Origin of the sequence: Lacticaseibacillus jixiensis (assembly GCF_042847315.1) — a bacterium.
Taxonomy (GTDB): domain Bacteria; phylum Bacillota; class Bacilli; order Lactobacillales; family Lactobacillaceae; genus Lacticaseibacillus; species Lacticaseibacillus jixiensis.
Window position 1 is genome coordinate 40,748 of record NZ_BAAFPR010000010.1, and the last position, 14,092, is coordinate 54,839.

A 14,092-nucleotide genomic window follows, 5' to 3' on the forward strand; every position below is an offset into this window, starting at 1 on the left:
GATCATTATGACCCACTCAATGCTCAAACACGCCTTACACACCCTTGCCACAGTAGGTTTAGCACTACCGCTGACGATCATGGCTTTAAGCAGCCAACAGGTTGCGGCGCAAGACACGCCGGCAGTGCAGAATGTCATCTTGACCAAGTATGCTTACACCAATGGTCAAATCGGCAACACCACGCCAAGTACTGCCGATGACTTGACCAACACGCCAGATGCCAAGCAAGATCGCGTGGCCGGGGTGAAATTCACGGCGTATAACGTGACAGATCAATATTGGACCGGCATTGAAAGCGGCGAATTCACATCCAGTGTCTCGGCTGCCAAGTTCAAGAAGAACCAAGCTGATGTGGTCAAAACTGCCTTAACTGATGCTAACGGCCAGATCAATTATCAAGACTTGCCGACACATTACACTTTCAACGGTCAAGCCAAGCCGGCGGTATATTTGTTTGTTGAAGATGCTGCAACTGCGCCGGATTATGACGCCCAAACGGCTGAATTCATTCTGTCACTGCCGGTAAAACTCAGCGATGGCAGCTATCCGCAAACCGTTTATGTGTACCCAAAGAACTTAGCCAGTCAAACTTATGACTTGGAATTCACCAAGCAAGACGCTCAAACCGGCGCCACCTTGGCCAATGCCGAGTTTCAAATCACCAACGCCGCTGGCTTATACGCGCAAGTGCAAGGCGCCAAAGACAACACGGTGACGGGTTTTGCCGCAGCACCGGTGCAAGTCAAGTGGGTCAGCGCAGTCAAAGACGCCACGACTTTTGTTTCCGACAGCCAAGGTAAATTTGGCTTCACCTCTTATGCTGAAACGGTGCGCGAAGGCGCCACTTGGGGCTTGAAGAAAGCCGGCGATTATCACTATCTCGAAATCAAAGCACCTAATGGATACGACAAAGCCCAAGATGGTGACATCAACTCGCAAAACGGCGCCGCTGACGCCAGCTTGATCGTTAAAGATAACCCCCAAGGGCTCTTGCCGCATACCGGTGGCAAAGGCACCACGATTTTTGCCATTATCGGGTTGGCTTTGATCGCTTCCGGTTCTGCCGTGTACTTCAAGCGCCGCGTCGGCTAGGCAATGTTCGACCAGCGGCACAAGCCGGGGTTTGGCAAAGTCGACAGCTTGATCTTGTTGTTGATCCTCGCCGGGATCGGGGTGTTGGCATATCCGTCGATCAGTGACGCTTATGTGTCGTATCGCAATCAAGCGGTGATCGCACACTACCAAGCCCATGAAACCAAGTTGAATGCCGCTGCAGCAGCAAGCCAATATCGCCAGTATCGCCGGTATAATCAGGCGCTGCAACAAGCCAACCAAGCGCCAGGGTTGCAGAAATTCACCAATACGGCCAATCCTTCAGGCCAAAGCGCGCTTGATGCCAAGCAGTTGACGGCTGAAACGGTGGCGCGCTTAACGATCCCGCAACTGCAGGTGAGCTTGCCGGTGTTTGAACACACCACCGATCAATTGTTGCAATTCGGTGCTTGCCTGTTGGATGGTACCAGCATCCCCATTGGCGGAGCAGGCACGCATGCAGTGATTTCAGGGCATCGCGGGGTGCCGAATGCGACGCTGTTTTCCCATTTGCCGCAGCTGCATACAGGCGATCGCTTCTTCATCACCATCGGCAAGCGGACGCTGGCCTATCGCGTGTTTAAGCGCCAAGTGATCGAACCCACTGACTTGAGCCAATTGCGCTTGGTGCCAGGCGAAGATTTGGTCACCTTGATGACTTGCACCCCGTATATGATCAACTCCCAGCGTTTATTGATCACTGGCCGGCGCGTGGCCTATCGCGCCGCCGATGGGGCAGCGGTCAAACAAGCCGCGTGGTTTAACCAGCTTAAATTAGCCTTGTGGCTGGCGCTGTTTGCTGCATTAATTGTCGGGTTGGCTTGCTGGGTGCGCAAGTTAATGATCGCAGGCCGCACATACACGCTGGTTTTGCCGGCAGAGGCAGTGGCGGCAGTTGTGCAGCGCGGCAAGCACCAACAAGTCTTAGCAGCGGCTGATCTTGCGCAGTTGCGCACGAAGCTTTACGGTGGGCGCTACACGCTGATCGTCTTGACCAAACAAGGGCAACGGCGGCAGCGCATTTATGTCAAGCACTTGCGAGATCAACAATTTACTTACGCGCGGACAAACCGTACGCAGAAGCTGACCCAGCCGGATCCGTCGTGATCGGCTTGGCGCTGCAAATTCAGCAGTGCGCATTAGCTAAATACAGCAGTCAGAGACTGAGATATCAACCGATTTTGGCCAATAACGCAAGCTGCTCTGCACCACGATTCGGACTTTGAATCGCAGTGCAGAGCAGTTTGTGTTACTTGGCGTGGCAAAATGCCTAGTCACGGTTTTTTGGGGTGGATTTGCTGTTGTTTAATTCATTGTGATCGGCGCAACAGGCGGGTTGGCAATTAATTTGTTTAAGGCATTAATTATTTTATTGCTGGTGACTTGTCATCGTCTGATCAAGGGGTTAGAATAGCGGCATGTTGATGGAAGGCGGCCCACCAACCGCAAGCTTATACAACCGCATCACCTTCAAGCTGAAGCTTTCGTCTTTGCAAGCATGGCGCCATGCTGAATGGATCCGGCAACAGTTGCCGGTACCCACGTTTTCCGCTTGACAAAGTAGGTCTTGACCCAGCAAGATATGAGTGGGGAAAAATTTACTTAGGAAGTGTAAGCCTATGCAACGAAAAGATCTCACTGGGCAACGGTTTGGCCGCTTGACCGTGTTGGAATATGCCGGTGCCGCCAAGAACGGCAACGCTTGTTGGAAGTGTCAATGTGATTGTGGCAATATCAAAGTCGTCGATGGTTATCGCTTGCGTAAAGGCACCACCACCAGTTGCGGCTGTTATCGCCGCGATTTGATGCGCGTGGCGATCATGGAGAATCCTAAGACCCGCGAACAAATGGGCCGCCATGGCCAGTTTGCCGATTCAGAAGGGGTCAATATTGCCGCCGCTACTAAGCGCCGCACCACGAATCGCTCTGGCGTGATCGGGGTTTCTTTCGACAAGCAAACCAAGAAGTGGAACGCCCGCTTGTTTATCAAAGGCAAGCTGGTGTTGAACAAACAATTCGTTGATTTCAAAGACGCCGAAGCCGCGCGCAAGCAGGCCGAAGCGCAGTATCTGCAGCCGTTGATCGCGCGCATGGCAAACCATGACAGCGCCAAATCAACCGCCAAGCATTAAGCATACAATTCTGGCGGTCATGCGGCCGTCAACAATTTCGGAGGACGCATCGTGACTCGCAAAAGCTCTGCGTACACCATCAGTATCATCGGCATTCTAGGCGCTTTGATCATTCTGCAAGCCTATGTGCCGATGATCGGCTACATCCGCATCATCCCACTGTTGCCTGCAATTTCCACCATTCATCTCACTGTGATCCTAGGTGGCGTGCTGCTAGGCGTCAAAGGCGGCGCCGGGCTTGGCGCGTTTTGGGGGTGTATCAGCTTGATCAAAGCCTACACCGATGCCACCGATCCGGTGACGATCTTGCTGTTTCGCAACCCGATCATCGCCATTGTGCCGCGGATCATGGTCGGCGTGGTGGCTGCTTTGATCTTCAACCACATTGCCAAGGCCCATCAGCATGACTTGATCGGCACGGTCAAAATGATCCTGGCAGGGGTCTGCGGCGCGTTGACTAACTCCGGTTTGGTGATCATCTTCACATGGATTTTGTTTGCCAATCGCGCCAATGCTGTCGTTGCCGGCGCCGATGCCACCAATTTAGGCTGGCTGTTGATGGGGGCTTTAGCGATCAATATGGTCGCCGAAGCCGTCATGGCCGGCATCGTGATTCCGATTCTGGGCAGGGTACTGCTAAGGTTTAAACGGTAACCCCAGAGCGAAGCAGCCCGTACTTAGTTGAAAAGGTCCGGACAGGTGCTGCTTCGGCGCGTGGGGGCCGCGAGACGGCGCAGGCAGTGCAACCACGCAAAGGGCGCGTGTTTTCCGCCTAAGTTCAAAGCCAGACGCTCGCTGCGCTCACCTTGTCTGTCTTTGAACTTGCCGCGATCAGCGACGCAAGCCAAGCACGAATCGCAAGGCTCACGCCGCTGATCGTTTCACGGCCTGACCGTCTCGCGGCCCCCACGCGCCTACGCAACACCTGTCCTCCAATATGGGCTGCAGGAAAGTAAACTGCGCAGTCAACCGATTTCAGTGACGACGTTGCTTAGCGCAATGAATCAACTTAGCACAAAAAAACTCCGAGATGCATGAGCGTTGGCTGCGCATCTCGGAGTTGTTTTTGTGAAGCAGCTATTTCATTGCTTTGGCAGCCTTGTCTAAGGCTGTGGCGTCTGAGGTGACGGTTTGCAAGTTGGCTTGCATGATGTCGGCTTGTTGGCTGAGGCTGGAATCGTATTGATTCAACTGAGTCAATGCTTCGTCGATGGCATCTTTGTCGTCTGGGTCGCTGGCCACGGTGTCGAAGAAATCATTCTCGGCATTGGTCAGTTCTTTGTAATAGGTGTCGAAAGTCTTGTGATCGAGCTTGGCCAAGCGCAAGGTGGTCAACGCGCGCTTCAACTCGGCTTTGGGCAGCTGCGGATTGTCTTGGCTGTTAAGTTTGGTCAAGCGGTTGGTGGCGTCTTCAAGCTTAGTTTGCGCAGCTTCCAGGCGCTCGTATGCCGCTTGGCGCTTGGTGAGCATGGCGGCGACGGTGCCATCATTTTGGAAGTCTTGGTTGTGGTCTTTGCTGTAGGCTTTCTCGAAGGTGCTGGGGAAAGCGCCCAGTTGATCATTCACGGTGTCTAGCGCCGTGTTGAGCTTGGCAACTTGGGTGATGACCGCTTGGCTGTCTTGGCGCAGCTGCGCTTTCTGGTCGAACGCAGGCGCGCAGGCAGTTAACAACATCATCAACCCAATCAACGGGATCCAAAGCTTTCTCATACGCGCGCGCCTCCATGGTTTGATAATCTAATCGTAAGCTAAACTGCGTCAAAAAGCTAGCAATTGTAATGGGCAAAAGTCGCGCTGTTCATCGCAGAAGAGTTGTGAAAAAATTGGCAATCGTCTTGCTTGCGACGGTCAAGACAGCGTGATAGACTTAAAATGTACTTTTCGAAACGGCGTGGTCCTGAAGTGAGAGCTTTCTTGCCGCCGCACCTATTGAAAAATGCACTTATTTTATTATGCGCGCTGCGCAAGGAGGAATGTTTCTAATGGAACATGGTACTGTTAAATGGTTTAACGCTGATAAGGGTTATGGCTTCATCACCCGCGAAGATGGCTCCGATGTGTTTGTTCACTTCTCTGCTATCCAAGGCGACGGCTACAAGACGCTTGATGAAGGCCAAGCGGTAACGTTCGAAGTTGAACAAAGCGACCGCGGCCCACAAGCCGTTAACGTCAACAAAGACTAGACATTGCACCGACGCGCCCCAGCAATTGTGGGGCGCGTTTTTATATCCCAGAGCGCAGCAGCCCGCACTTAGCGGTGGATATAAGGCGGGGTGACGTTTGGGCGTACTTGGCCCAAGCGGCGTCACGCCTTATATCACGCCGCGTTGGGCTGCGCAGCTCGACGAAGATACCAGAGCGCAGCAAAGCGCACTTAGCGGTGGATATAAGGCAGGATGACACAAAGGCGGTTTGTGCCTTGGTGGCGTCATGACTTATATCACGCCGCGTTGCTTTGCGCAGCTCGACGAAGACCACAACGTCTAAGGTCCGGACCGACATTGCTCCGGATGATGGGGCCAGCAAGCCGGCGCAGGCGGTGCGGCCGGTTCCAACCGCGCTGAGATGCGCGCGTTTTCCACCTAGTTTCAGAGCCAGGCGCTCGCTGCGCTCACTTGCCCGTCTCTGAAATTGCCGCGATCAGCGACGCGAGCCAAGCACAAATCGCTTGGCTCACGCCGCTGATCGTTTCACGGCCTGACCGGCTTGCTGGCCCCATCATCCTCCGCAATGCCGCTCCTGCAATTATCGCATCAAATTAGTGGTGGGCTTGTCCAATCAGATCGTTTGTTGCGGTGATGCGTTGAATAAATTAGCAGCACCATGTGATGAGTGGTGACTTCATCTCATGGTGCTGCTTTTTGTGCCAAGCGATACGTGAGCATTTGATGCGCGTCTGCAAGTGCAGACGCCGCTTGGTGGGAATCTTGTTTAGTTGATCTTGCGCTTTGGGTTTAAGAGATTCATTGGATCAAACAATGCTTTGATCTGGTGTTGGAGCATGTCGACGTCTTCGCCGAGTTCGGCGTTGTTCCATTGATTCTTTAACATCCCCACGGCGTGTTCGCCGGAAATCGTGCCGCCAAGTTCCAGCGTTTTCTTGAACATTAATGCTAGTGCCTGGCTGACTTTGGCCGGGACGCCTGGTTCGTCAAGCGGCCACACAATGGAAGGGTGGACGTTGCCGTCGCCGGCGTGGCCTGCAGTGTAGATCTTTAAGCCCAGGTCTTGGCCGACTTGTTTGATGTAGTCCATCATCGGCGCCAGCTGAGACAGCGGCATCGCCATGTCTTCCATGATATGATTTTGCCCGGTGAAAATGGCTGGCAGCATGTCGCGGCGCAGTTTTTCCAGTTGGGCTTGTTCATCAGGCTTTTCTGTCACGGTGATGTCTTTAGCCCCGTGCTTTTGCAACAAGGCGTTGAGCACATCCATGGCTTGTTTGGTGCCGTTATCGATCTTGAAGATCAGCATTGCCCCAGAAGCTTTGCTGTAGTTGGTGCCGTCGTAGCGGTCGATGGCTTGGATCGTGGGGTGATCCAAGGCTTCAAGCATCGTCGGGTACACACCGGAAATGCGGATTTCAGCCACGGCTTTGGCCAAAGCCGTCATGTTTTCAAAAAAGGCCATGCCCATTACCGGCGTGCCTAGCGGAATTGGCAACAGTTTGACCGTGATTTCGGTGATGATGCCAAGCGTGCCTTCTGAGCCGACAAACAGCTGCGTCAAATCGTAGCCGAATGCCTGCTTCAGTGTGCGGCCGCCCAGCTTGAGCTCACGCCCGTCAGCCAACACGACTTTGAGCCCTAACACATTGTCTTTGGTGGCGCCGTATTTGACGGTGCTCATGCCGCCGGCGTTAGTTGCCACGTTGCCGCCGATGCCGGAAATTGGCTTTGAGCCTGGGTCTGGAGCGTAGAACATGCCTTGCTGGCGCGCGGCTTGATCCAAGTCACCATTGATGACGCCTGGTTCTACGACTGCCAGCGAATCGGCTTTGCTGATTTCTTTGATCTGATTCATGGCGGCGGTAGACAAGATGAAGCTGTCAGCGATACCGTCTGCGCCAATCACGGTGCTGGTGAAGCGGTTTTGGGTGACGACCGGTACATGATATTTGCGGGCGACTTTCAGCACGCCTTTGATGTCTTCGGTATTGTGCGCATCGATGAAGGCCAAGGCCAAGCCGGAATCGTCATCAGTCAAATTCGGCGAAAAAGAATGCTTCTGCAAAGCTTCAGGATCAGTAACGACACTGCCGGAGGTGACGTTGGCCTTAAGGTCATCAAGGATCTCTTCTTTTGAGAATGCAGCAAAAACGGTCACGGTAAAGACTTCCTTTCGTTAAACACTTACAAAAGTATCGTACCACTTACTTGCTGAAAGGGGTTAACAAAGTGGTTGAGACTTGGTGCTTGCGTGCAAAAATTTAGGCATGGCTTATAATGGAGCTGGAATGTTTCAGAAAGAAGCGAGTTATTGTGGATAAGTCCCAAACTTATAATCGTCCAGCCTTTATTGCCACGCTGTTAACCGGCACCTTCTCGATGTCGATTTCCCAATCGGCCTTAAGCACTGCCTATCCGGCTTTTATGCGCAGTTTCAATGTCTCAGCCAGCACGGTGGCGTGGCTGACCACCGGTTTCATGCTGGTGATGAGTTTGATGATCCCAGTCAGTCCCTGGTTATTAGCCAATGTAGGTTTTAAGCGCTTGTTTCAAGGCGTCGTGGCGACTTTTGCAGCAGGCACGGCGTTGTGTGTCTGGGCGCCGAGTTTTGCGGTGTTGTTGATTGGCCGCCTGTTAGAAGCGTTGGCAGTCGGGGTCATTTTCCCCAGTTTTCAAACAGTGTTGTTGACCATCACGCCGCAAGCGCAGCGCGGCCAGGTGATGGGTGTCGCCGGATTGGTAATGGGCTCGGCTTTGGCAGTGGGCCCGATCATTTCCGGGGTGTTGTTGACTTGGTTTAGCTGGCAGGCACTGTTTGTCCTGTTCTTCTTGGTGGCTGTGGGCGTGTTTGTGGCATCGTTTGTCACGATCAAAGACGTGATGACGCTTGACCCCAGCCGCTTGGATTGGCTCAGTGTGGTGCTGGCGGCAAGCTTTCCGGTGCTGTTGTACGCGTTGACCACCATGACCCATGGCGGGGTGCACGCGGGAGTTTTGAGCTTGGCGATTTTAGCCATAGGGTTAGGCTCGTGGTTTGTGCTGCGGCAATTGCATCAACATAAGCCTTTGTTGCAGCTGCGCGTCTTTGCCACGGCGCGCTTTACGCAAGCGGTTGTATTGACTGGTGTGTCGTATATCGGCTTGATCGTCACCACGATCATCATGCCGCTGTTTTTCCAGACGATCTTGCATGTCTCACCGCTGATTTCCGGCTTGTCGCTGGTCCCTGCGGCGGTGTGCTTAAGCTTGTTGAACCCGCGGGCCGGCCAGTGGCTGGATCGCTTCGGGGCCAGACGCGTGGTGGTGATCGGCATGAGTTTGATCACAGTCGGTTTCTTGTTGATGGGGTTGTTCACCCAAGTATTGAACTTGCCGCTGGCGATTTGCGGGGCGATCATCACCGAATCCGGCAACGCCTTTGTGATGATGCCAGCCGTAACAGCCGGCGCCAACGCCTTACCCAAAGCCCTCATCGCCGATGGCACAGCGGTGACCACGGCGGTGCGCCAATTGCTTGGTTCAACTGGCGTGGCGGTGGCCACCTTGGTGCTTACCACCGTGCAAGCCGCTTCGCACAATGCGTTAATGGGCTTTCGCGTGACGTATTTGGTATTTGCCATTGTGGGCTTAGTGGGCTTATTGATCGGCTTGCGCTTACCCAAGCGTGCATAATTCATGACTCAAGCCAAATGATCGATCTTGCCTGCATGAACGTGACACGACAACAAGACCCCATCGCGTATGTTGATGGGGCCTTGTTGTGAATTAAACTTATGCATTGAGCTAATGTTATTCGACATATACATGATCTGATACGAATACAGTAGGCCAGGTGTTGCAAAGGCGTATGGGGGCGGCGAGACGGTCAGGCCGTGAAACGATCAGCAGCGCAAGACTTGCGGGTTGTGCAAGGCTTGTGCTGCTGATCGCGGCAAGAATTTAGACAGGCAGGTGAGCACAGCGAGCGCCTGGCTAAATTCTTAGGCGGAAAACACGCGCACTTTGCGTGGTTGTAGCCGGCCGCACCGCCTGCGCCGTCTCGCCGCCCCCATGCACCGCAGCAACACCTGGCCGGGGGCTTAGAAGGTGCGGTCTTCGTCGAGCTGCGCAAAGCAACGCGGCGTGATATAAGGCATGACGCCACCAAGGCACAAACCGCCTTTGTGTCATCCTGCCTTATATCCACCGCTAAGTGCGCTTTGGTTTTATACCAACGGCCCATTTTCCCCTGGATAATAGAATCCCCAAGCTTCGCGGGCTTGGCTCATGATGGTCATCACTTCGCGCGTCCAAGTCAGCGTCGGGTTGTTGCCGGTGGTGACGGCTTCGGCCATATCGTTGACTTCATAAGCCAGCGCTTGATCTGTTGCGCCGGCGGTCAGTTCGGTTGTTTGATTATCCGGCGTCAGCAGCGTGGCACTTTGCGCGCGCGGATATTCCAGCACGCTATAGCAGCCTTCTTCATAAGCGGCGATGCCCAGTTTGGGCATTTTGGCTTGGAGGTTCAAGGCTACGGTGACTTGCTCATTGTGCGCGTTGGTCAACAAGAAGCTGCTTTGGCCATCAACGCCGGTGTCGGTGCGCTGCATTTGCGTGGCCACCAACTGTGGCGTGGCAGTCATGAAGCGCCGAGCAAATGACAAGGCGTAAATGCCAATATCCAATAAGGCGCCACCGGCCAAATCAGGGTTCAACAAGCGGTCTTGGGGATCATAAGGCACATGTGAGCCAAAAGTCACTTGAATCGTCTTCAACTTGCCTAACTGGGCGTTGGCCTGGTCGATCATGGCCGGATAAAGCGGCATGTGGTAAATCGTCTGGGCTTCCATCAAGATCAAATGGCGCGCTTGGGCAATGGCAACAAGTTCTTCCAGTTGCGCGGCGCTTAAAGTGATCGCCTTTTCGGCTAAGACGTGTTTGCCGGCGAGCAAGGCGGCTTTAATGTTCTCATAATGGAAGTTGTGGGTGGTGGCGACATAGACGATGTCGACTTTCGGATCATTGAACAAGTCCGCATAGTTGCCGTAGTGGTGGGCGACGTTGAACTTCGTGGCAAAAGCTGCGGCGCGCGCGCCGTCGTGGGCAGCCACGGCGTATAACGATTGCGTGGCCGGGAAATCATGAGCAAAACTTTGGGCGATACGGCCTAAGCCGACGATGCCCCAGTTATATCCAGACATGACAAAACCTCCTAAGTTATTGGTTACGCTTTATTCTAACACCCCAACAACTTGGGGCAAACATGTTAGAATGGAAGTAAATTCAAGAAGGAGTGATCGCATGAATGATCAAGATCTGATCGCGTTAGCCGTGGCGGTGTTGACGCAGCGCGACGGCGATGCCACTGTGTTGACGCAGGTGATGCACATTCCAGTGTCAGCCATTGAGAATAACGCTGCCGCCTTGTTGCCGCAGCAGCGCCAGCAATTGCGCTACTTATTCACCGATTATGAGTGGATGCTTGCGCAGAAACTGGCAGTGCTTGAGCAAACCGATCCGACGCAAGGCGGTTTGCCAGAGCGCTACATGTTGGCCAAAACGGTGATCGCCAAAGCTTGGCTGCGTTCACCAAGTTTGACCACCAGCTATGTCAAAGCCCCGCAAGGCAACGGCCGCGTCGCTGTGCACTTGCAGCTGCGCCAAGACTATGGGGTGCATGGGTTGGTGGATATCTTGGACTTCGTGGTGCCAACCACAGTCGCCAAGCAGCTGCAAACCAAGCAATTGGATCTGCTGACTTGGGCAGATGAGCATCTCGACGACCGCAATTAAAGAAGTGAGGGATGACTTTGGCCAAGCGCCACAGGAATAAACGCCGCCATCAGCTGCCCAAGCTCTTGGTGGCTTTGATTTGCCTCTTGGGCTTAGGCGTCATCGTGGTGGCGTGCCAAAGTCTGCAAGGCCCAACCAGCCAACAAGCCGCATCCAGCAGCGACGATACCGCCCAAAAGCGCGCCTTTATTAAACAATTGGCGCCTTATGCCCAAACCTTGCATCGTCAATACGGGGTGCTGGCCAGTATCACCTTGGCGCAGGCAATTTTGGAATCAGATTGGGGCCAAAGCACCTTGGCGACGGACTACAATAATTATTTTGGCATCAAGTCAGCTGACCCGGCGCGCTCGCAAGAATTGACCACGCAAGAATATGTCAACGGCAAATGGGTGACCATCAAGGCGCGCTTTGCGGTGTATCCCAATGTCAACGCCTCGTTGAAAGCCCACGCGCTGTTGTTCGTTAATGGCACGTCTTATAACCCGGACCAATACAAGGATGTCTTAGCGGCCAAAGATTACGTTGCCGCCAGCGTCGCCTTGAGAACCGACGGCTATGCCACTGACCCGGATTATCCGGCCAAGCTGCAGCGCTTGATCAAGCAATGGGACCTCGCCCAATACGATCAGTGATCGTTCGGACTTATTCCATGGAACCGCGTTTGGTTCGTGTCATGACCTAAAAATACCGAAAAACCCGAATAATCGGGTTTTTTCTTTTGCTCGGGGGAAAAGCCGCAATTCCTGCATTCTAACACGGTGTAGTAGGCTTTAACCCGAACCAAACTGGTGAAAGTTGGATGAGAAAAGACACACGATCACGCGATATTCGGTTGTTCAGGTGCGTTTTTTGTGTTAGAATTTGTGAAATTTAACAATCATAAGAAGGATGTGCATACTGGTGAAATTACTTGAAGACCGGATTAGAAAAGATGGTCAGGTGCTTGGCGCAGAGGTATTGAAAGTTGACAATTTCTTGAATCATCAAATCGACCCGGATTTGATGACCGCTTTGGGAGAAGAATTCTATGCGCAATTCAAAGACGCCAAGATCACCAAGATCTTAACGGTCGAAAGTTCGGGTATTGCACCTGCGTTGGCCACAGGGATGGCCTTCCATGTGCCGGTGGTGTTTGCCCGCAAGCACAAGTCTTTGACGCTAAAAGACGATTTATACACCGCCGAAGTGTATTCATTCACCAAGAAAACGGCTAACCAAATCGCCATTGCCCAGAAGTTCTTGCATGCAGACGACACCGTGTTGATCATCGACGATTTCTTAGCCAACGGTCAGGCTGTCGAAGGCTTGATCGACATCATCGGCCAAGCCAATGCCACTTTAGCCGGCGTGGGGATCGTCATCGAGAAGACCTTCCAGAAAGGCCGCAAATTATTAGACGACCGCCACATCAAGACTGTGTCTTTGGCGCGCATTGCCGCGTTTAACGACGGTCAAGTCGAATTCACAGAATAGGAGGAAATACGTTGGCCAAAGACATTTCCGCGCCGAAAGCGGCGGTTTTGGGGATCCAGCATTTGCTGGCGATGTATTCCGGGTCAGTGTTGGTGCCGATTCTGATCGGTGCTTCGCTGCATTTTACCAGTGAGCAAATGACTTATCTGGTGTCGATCGATATTTTCATGTGCGGGGTCGCCACAGCTTTGCAGATCTTTGCCAATAAGGTGTTTGGCATCGGCTTGCCGGTGGTGTTAGGGTGTGCGGTGCAAGCCGTGGCGCCGTTGATCATGATCGGGCAGAAGTTCGACTTCCAAACCATGTATGGCGCGATCATTGCCGCCGGGCTGTTCGTGTTCTTGATTTCGGGCTTTTTTGCCAAGCTGCGCAAGTTGTTCCCGCCGCTGGTCACCGGTACGCTGATCACTGTGATCGGTTTGTCTTTGATCCCAGTGGCGTTTCAAAACCTCGGCGGCGGCAGTACCTCCGCCAAAGATTTCGGCTCGATGACTAACTTGGCTGTCGGTGCTTTCACGGTGTTGCTGATTTTGGCCTTTAACGTGTGGGGCCGCGGCTTCACCCGCTCGATCGCGATTCTGATCGGGTTGATCGGCGGCACGGTGTTGGCTGGGTTCTTGGGGATGGTGTCGTTTGCGCCAGTGGCTGAAGCCAGCTGGTTTCACGTGCCGACGCCGTTTTACTTTGGCACGCCGAAGTTTGAATGGAGCTCCATTGTCACCATGATCTTGATTTCTTTGGTGTCGATGGTGGAATCCACCGGCGTGTTCTTTGCCTTAGGGGATGTGGTCGGCCGCCGCATCGAAGAAACGGATCTGAAGAAAGGCTATCGCGCAGAAGGTTTGGCGGTGTTATTAGGCGGGATCTTCAACACCTTCCCTTACACCACCTTCTCCCAAAACGTCGGCTTGGTGCAGTTATCCGGCATCAAGACCCGCAAGCCGGTGATGTTTTCCGCGCTGTTCTTAGTGCTGTTAGGCTTGTTGCCCAAAATCGGTGCCTTGGCCACGATCATTCCGTCGCCTGTGCTTGGCGGCGCGATGCTGGTGATGTTTGGCATGGTGGCGGTACAAGGGATCCGCATGCTGCAACAGGTGGATTTCCACAATGATAAGAACTTGCTGGTGGCAGCGGTATCGATTGGTTTAGGCTTAGGTGTGACCACCCAGCCGGAAATCGTTCAGGCGCTGCCTGAGACCTTGCAACTGTTATTTGGTTCCGGGATCTTGATGGCTTCGGTGTCTGCGGTAGTATTGAACTGGTTGTTCAATGCCAAAACCCCGCAGCCGGAACTGCCCACTGAAGATGGCTTAAACGAAAAAGATTCACAGTAAGGCTCTGGCCGAAACTGGCAAGCGGGGACGGCTGAGACTACGGCCAAATGGCGTGGAACGTGGTGGGCGGCGGGCGAGCTAACTCGACAACTCCGCTGCGCTGCGCCTGTCGAGTGG

At 53.5% G+C, this 14,092-nt stretch carries 13 protein-coding genes; 10 read left to right on the forward strand and 3 right to left on the reverse strand.

Annotated features, from left to right (window positions below):
* Positions 1-7: 7 nt before the first annotated feature.
* The 4 genes from ACGG90_RS08195 (at position 8) to ACGG90_RS08210 (ending at position 3,879) form a co-directional block, all read left to right on the forward strand.
* Complete coding sequence (locus ACGG90_RS08195; protein WP_390408116.1) at positions 8-1,093, forward strand: pilin N-terminal domain-containing protein; 1,086 nt, start codon at positions 8-10, stop codon at positions 1,091-1,093.
* Positions 1,094-1,096: 3 nt separating this feature from the next.
* Positions 1,097-2,200: a class C sortase gene (locus ACGG90_RS08200; protein WP_390408118.1), complete on the forward strand. Its 1,104-nt coding sequence runs from the start codon at positions 1,097-1,099 to the stop codon at positions 2,198-2,200.
* A gap of 512 nt (positions 2,201-2,712) precedes the next feature.
* Entirely contained in the window at positions 2,713-3,225 is a 513-nt protein-coding gene (locus ACGG90_RS08205) for an alcohol dehydrogenase (protein ID WP_390408121.1), read from the forward strand.
* Positions 3,226-3,276: 51 nt separating this feature from the next.
* Complete coding sequence (locus ACGG90_RS08210; protein ID WP_390408124.1) at positions 3,277-3,879, forward strand: ECF transporter S component; 603 nt, start codon at positions 3,277-3,279, stop codon at positions 3,877-3,879.
* A gap of 423 nt (positions 3,880-4,302) precedes the next feature.
* Here the strand turns inward: ACGG90_RS08210 and ACGG90_RS08215 are convergent, their stop codons facing one another.
* Positions 4,303-4,935, reverse strand: a complete 633-nt coding sequence (locus ACGG90_RS08215; protein ID WP_390408126.1) for a hypothetical protein — start codon at positions 4,933-4,935, stop codon at positions 4,303-4,305.
* Positions 4,936-5,207: 272 nt separating this feature from the next.
* Between ACGG90_RS08215 and ACGG90_RS08220 the strand changes: the two genes are divergently transcribed.
* Complete coding sequence (locus ACGG90_RS08220; protein ID WP_390408128.1) at positions 5,208-5,408, forward strand: cold-shock protein; 201 nt, start codon at positions 5,208-5,210, stop codon at positions 5,406-5,408.
* A gap of 748 nt (positions 5,409-6,156) precedes the next feature.
* On the opposite strand, the gene ACGG90_RS08225 is transcribed toward ACGG90_RS08220, so the two are convergent.
* Positions 6,157-7,551 (reverse strand): FAD-binding oxidoreductase, encoded by a 1,395-nt coding sequence (locus ACGG90_RS08225; RefSeq protein WP_390408131.1) that lies wholly within the window; start codon positions 7,549-7,551, stop codon positions 6,157-6,159.
* Between the two features lie 119 nt (positions 7,552-7,670).
* Between ACGG90_RS08225 and ACGG90_RS08230 the strand changes: the two genes are divergently transcribed.
* Positions 7,671-9,065, forward strand: coding sequence for an MFS transporter (locus tag ACGG90_RS08230; protein WP_449273600.1), 1,395 nt, complete (start codon positions 7,671-7,673; stop codon positions 9,063-9,065).
* A gap of 533 nt (positions 9,066-9,598) precedes the next feature.
* On the opposite strand, the gene ACGG90_RS08235 is transcribed toward ACGG90_RS08230, so the two are convergent.
* On the reverse strand, positions 9,599-10,573 hold the full coding sequence (locus tag ACGG90_RS08235; RefSeq protein ID WP_390408137.1) for a Gfo/Idh/MocA family protein: 975 nt from the start codon (positions 10,571-10,573) through the stop codon (positions 9,599-9,601).
* Positions 10,574-10,673: 100 nt separating this feature from the next.
* Here ACGG90_RS08235 and ACGG90_RS08240 point away from each other — a divergent pair, with 100 nt between their 5' ends.
* From ACGG90_RS08240 to ACGG90_RS08255, 4 genes are all read left to right on the forward strand, one after another.
* A complete protein-coding gene (locus ACGG90_RS08240; RefSeq protein ID WP_390408139.1) occupies positions 10,674-11,165 on the forward strand; it encodes a hypothetical protein in 492 nt (163 codons plus the stop codon).
* 11 nt (positions 11,166-11,176) lie between these two features.
* Positions 11,177-11,800, forward strand: a complete 624-nt coding sequence (locus ACGG90_RS08245; protein WP_390408141.1) for a glycoside hydrolase family 73 protein — start codon at positions 11,177-11,179, stop codon at positions 11,798-11,800.
* Between the two features lie 268 nt (positions 11,801-12,068).
* Positions 12,069-12,641, forward strand: coding sequence for a xanthine phosphoribosyltransferase (locus ACGG90_RS08250; protein WP_390408143.1), 573 nt, complete (start codon positions 12,069-12,071; stop codon positions 12,639-12,641).
* 11 nt (positions 12,642-12,652) lie between these two features.
* Positions 12,653-13,975, forward strand: a complete 1,323-nt coding sequence (locus ACGG90_RS08255) for a nucleobase:cation symporter-2 family protein (RefSeq protein ID WP_390408145.1) — start codon at positions 12,653-12,655, stop codon at positions 13,973-13,975.
* The last annotated feature ends 117 nt before the right edge of the window (positions 13,976-14,092 follow it).

What these genes read in the sequence shown, in the direction of transcription:
- ACGG90_RS08245 (WP_390408141.1), top strand. Translation starts at nt 11,177, where the DNA reads ATGACTTTGGCCAAGCGCCACAGGAATAAACGCCGCCATCAGCTGCCC.
- ACGG90_RS08200 (WP_390408118.1), top strand. Translation starts at nt 1,097, where the DNA reads ATGTTCGACCAGCGGCACAAGCCGGGGTTTGGCAAAGTCGACAGCTTG.
- ACGG90_RS08220 (WP_390408128.1), top strand. Translation starts at nt 5,208, where the DNA reads ATGGAACATGGTACTGTTAAATGGTTTAACGCTGATAAGGGTTATGGC.
- ACGG90_RS08235 (WP_390408137.1), bottom strand. Translation starts at nt 10,573, where the DNA reads ATGTCTGGATATAACTGGGGCATCGTCGGCTTAGGCCGTATCGCCCAA.
- ACGG90_RS08215 (WP_390408126.1), bottom strand. Translation starts at nt 4,935, where the DNA reads ATGAGAAAGCTTTGGATCCCGTTGATTGGGTTGATGATGTTGTTAACT.
- ACGG90_RS08195 (WP_390408116.1), top strand. Translation starts at nt 8, where the DNA reads ATGACCCACTCAATGCTCAAACACGCCTTACACACCCTTGCCACAGTA.
- ACGG90_RS08230 (WP_449273600.1), top strand. Translation starts at nt 7,671, where the DNA reads ATGGAGCTGGAATGTTTCAGAAAGAAGCGAGTTATTGTGGATAAGTCC.
- ACGG90_RS08205 (WP_390408121.1), top strand. Translation starts at nt 2,713, where the DNA reads ATGCAACGAAAAGATCTCACTGGGCAACGGTTTGGCCGCTTGACCGTG.
- ACGG90_RS08240 (WP_390408139.1), top strand. Translation starts at nt 10,674, where the DNA reads ATGAATGATCAAGATCTGATCGCGTTAGCCGTGGCGGTGTTGACGCAG.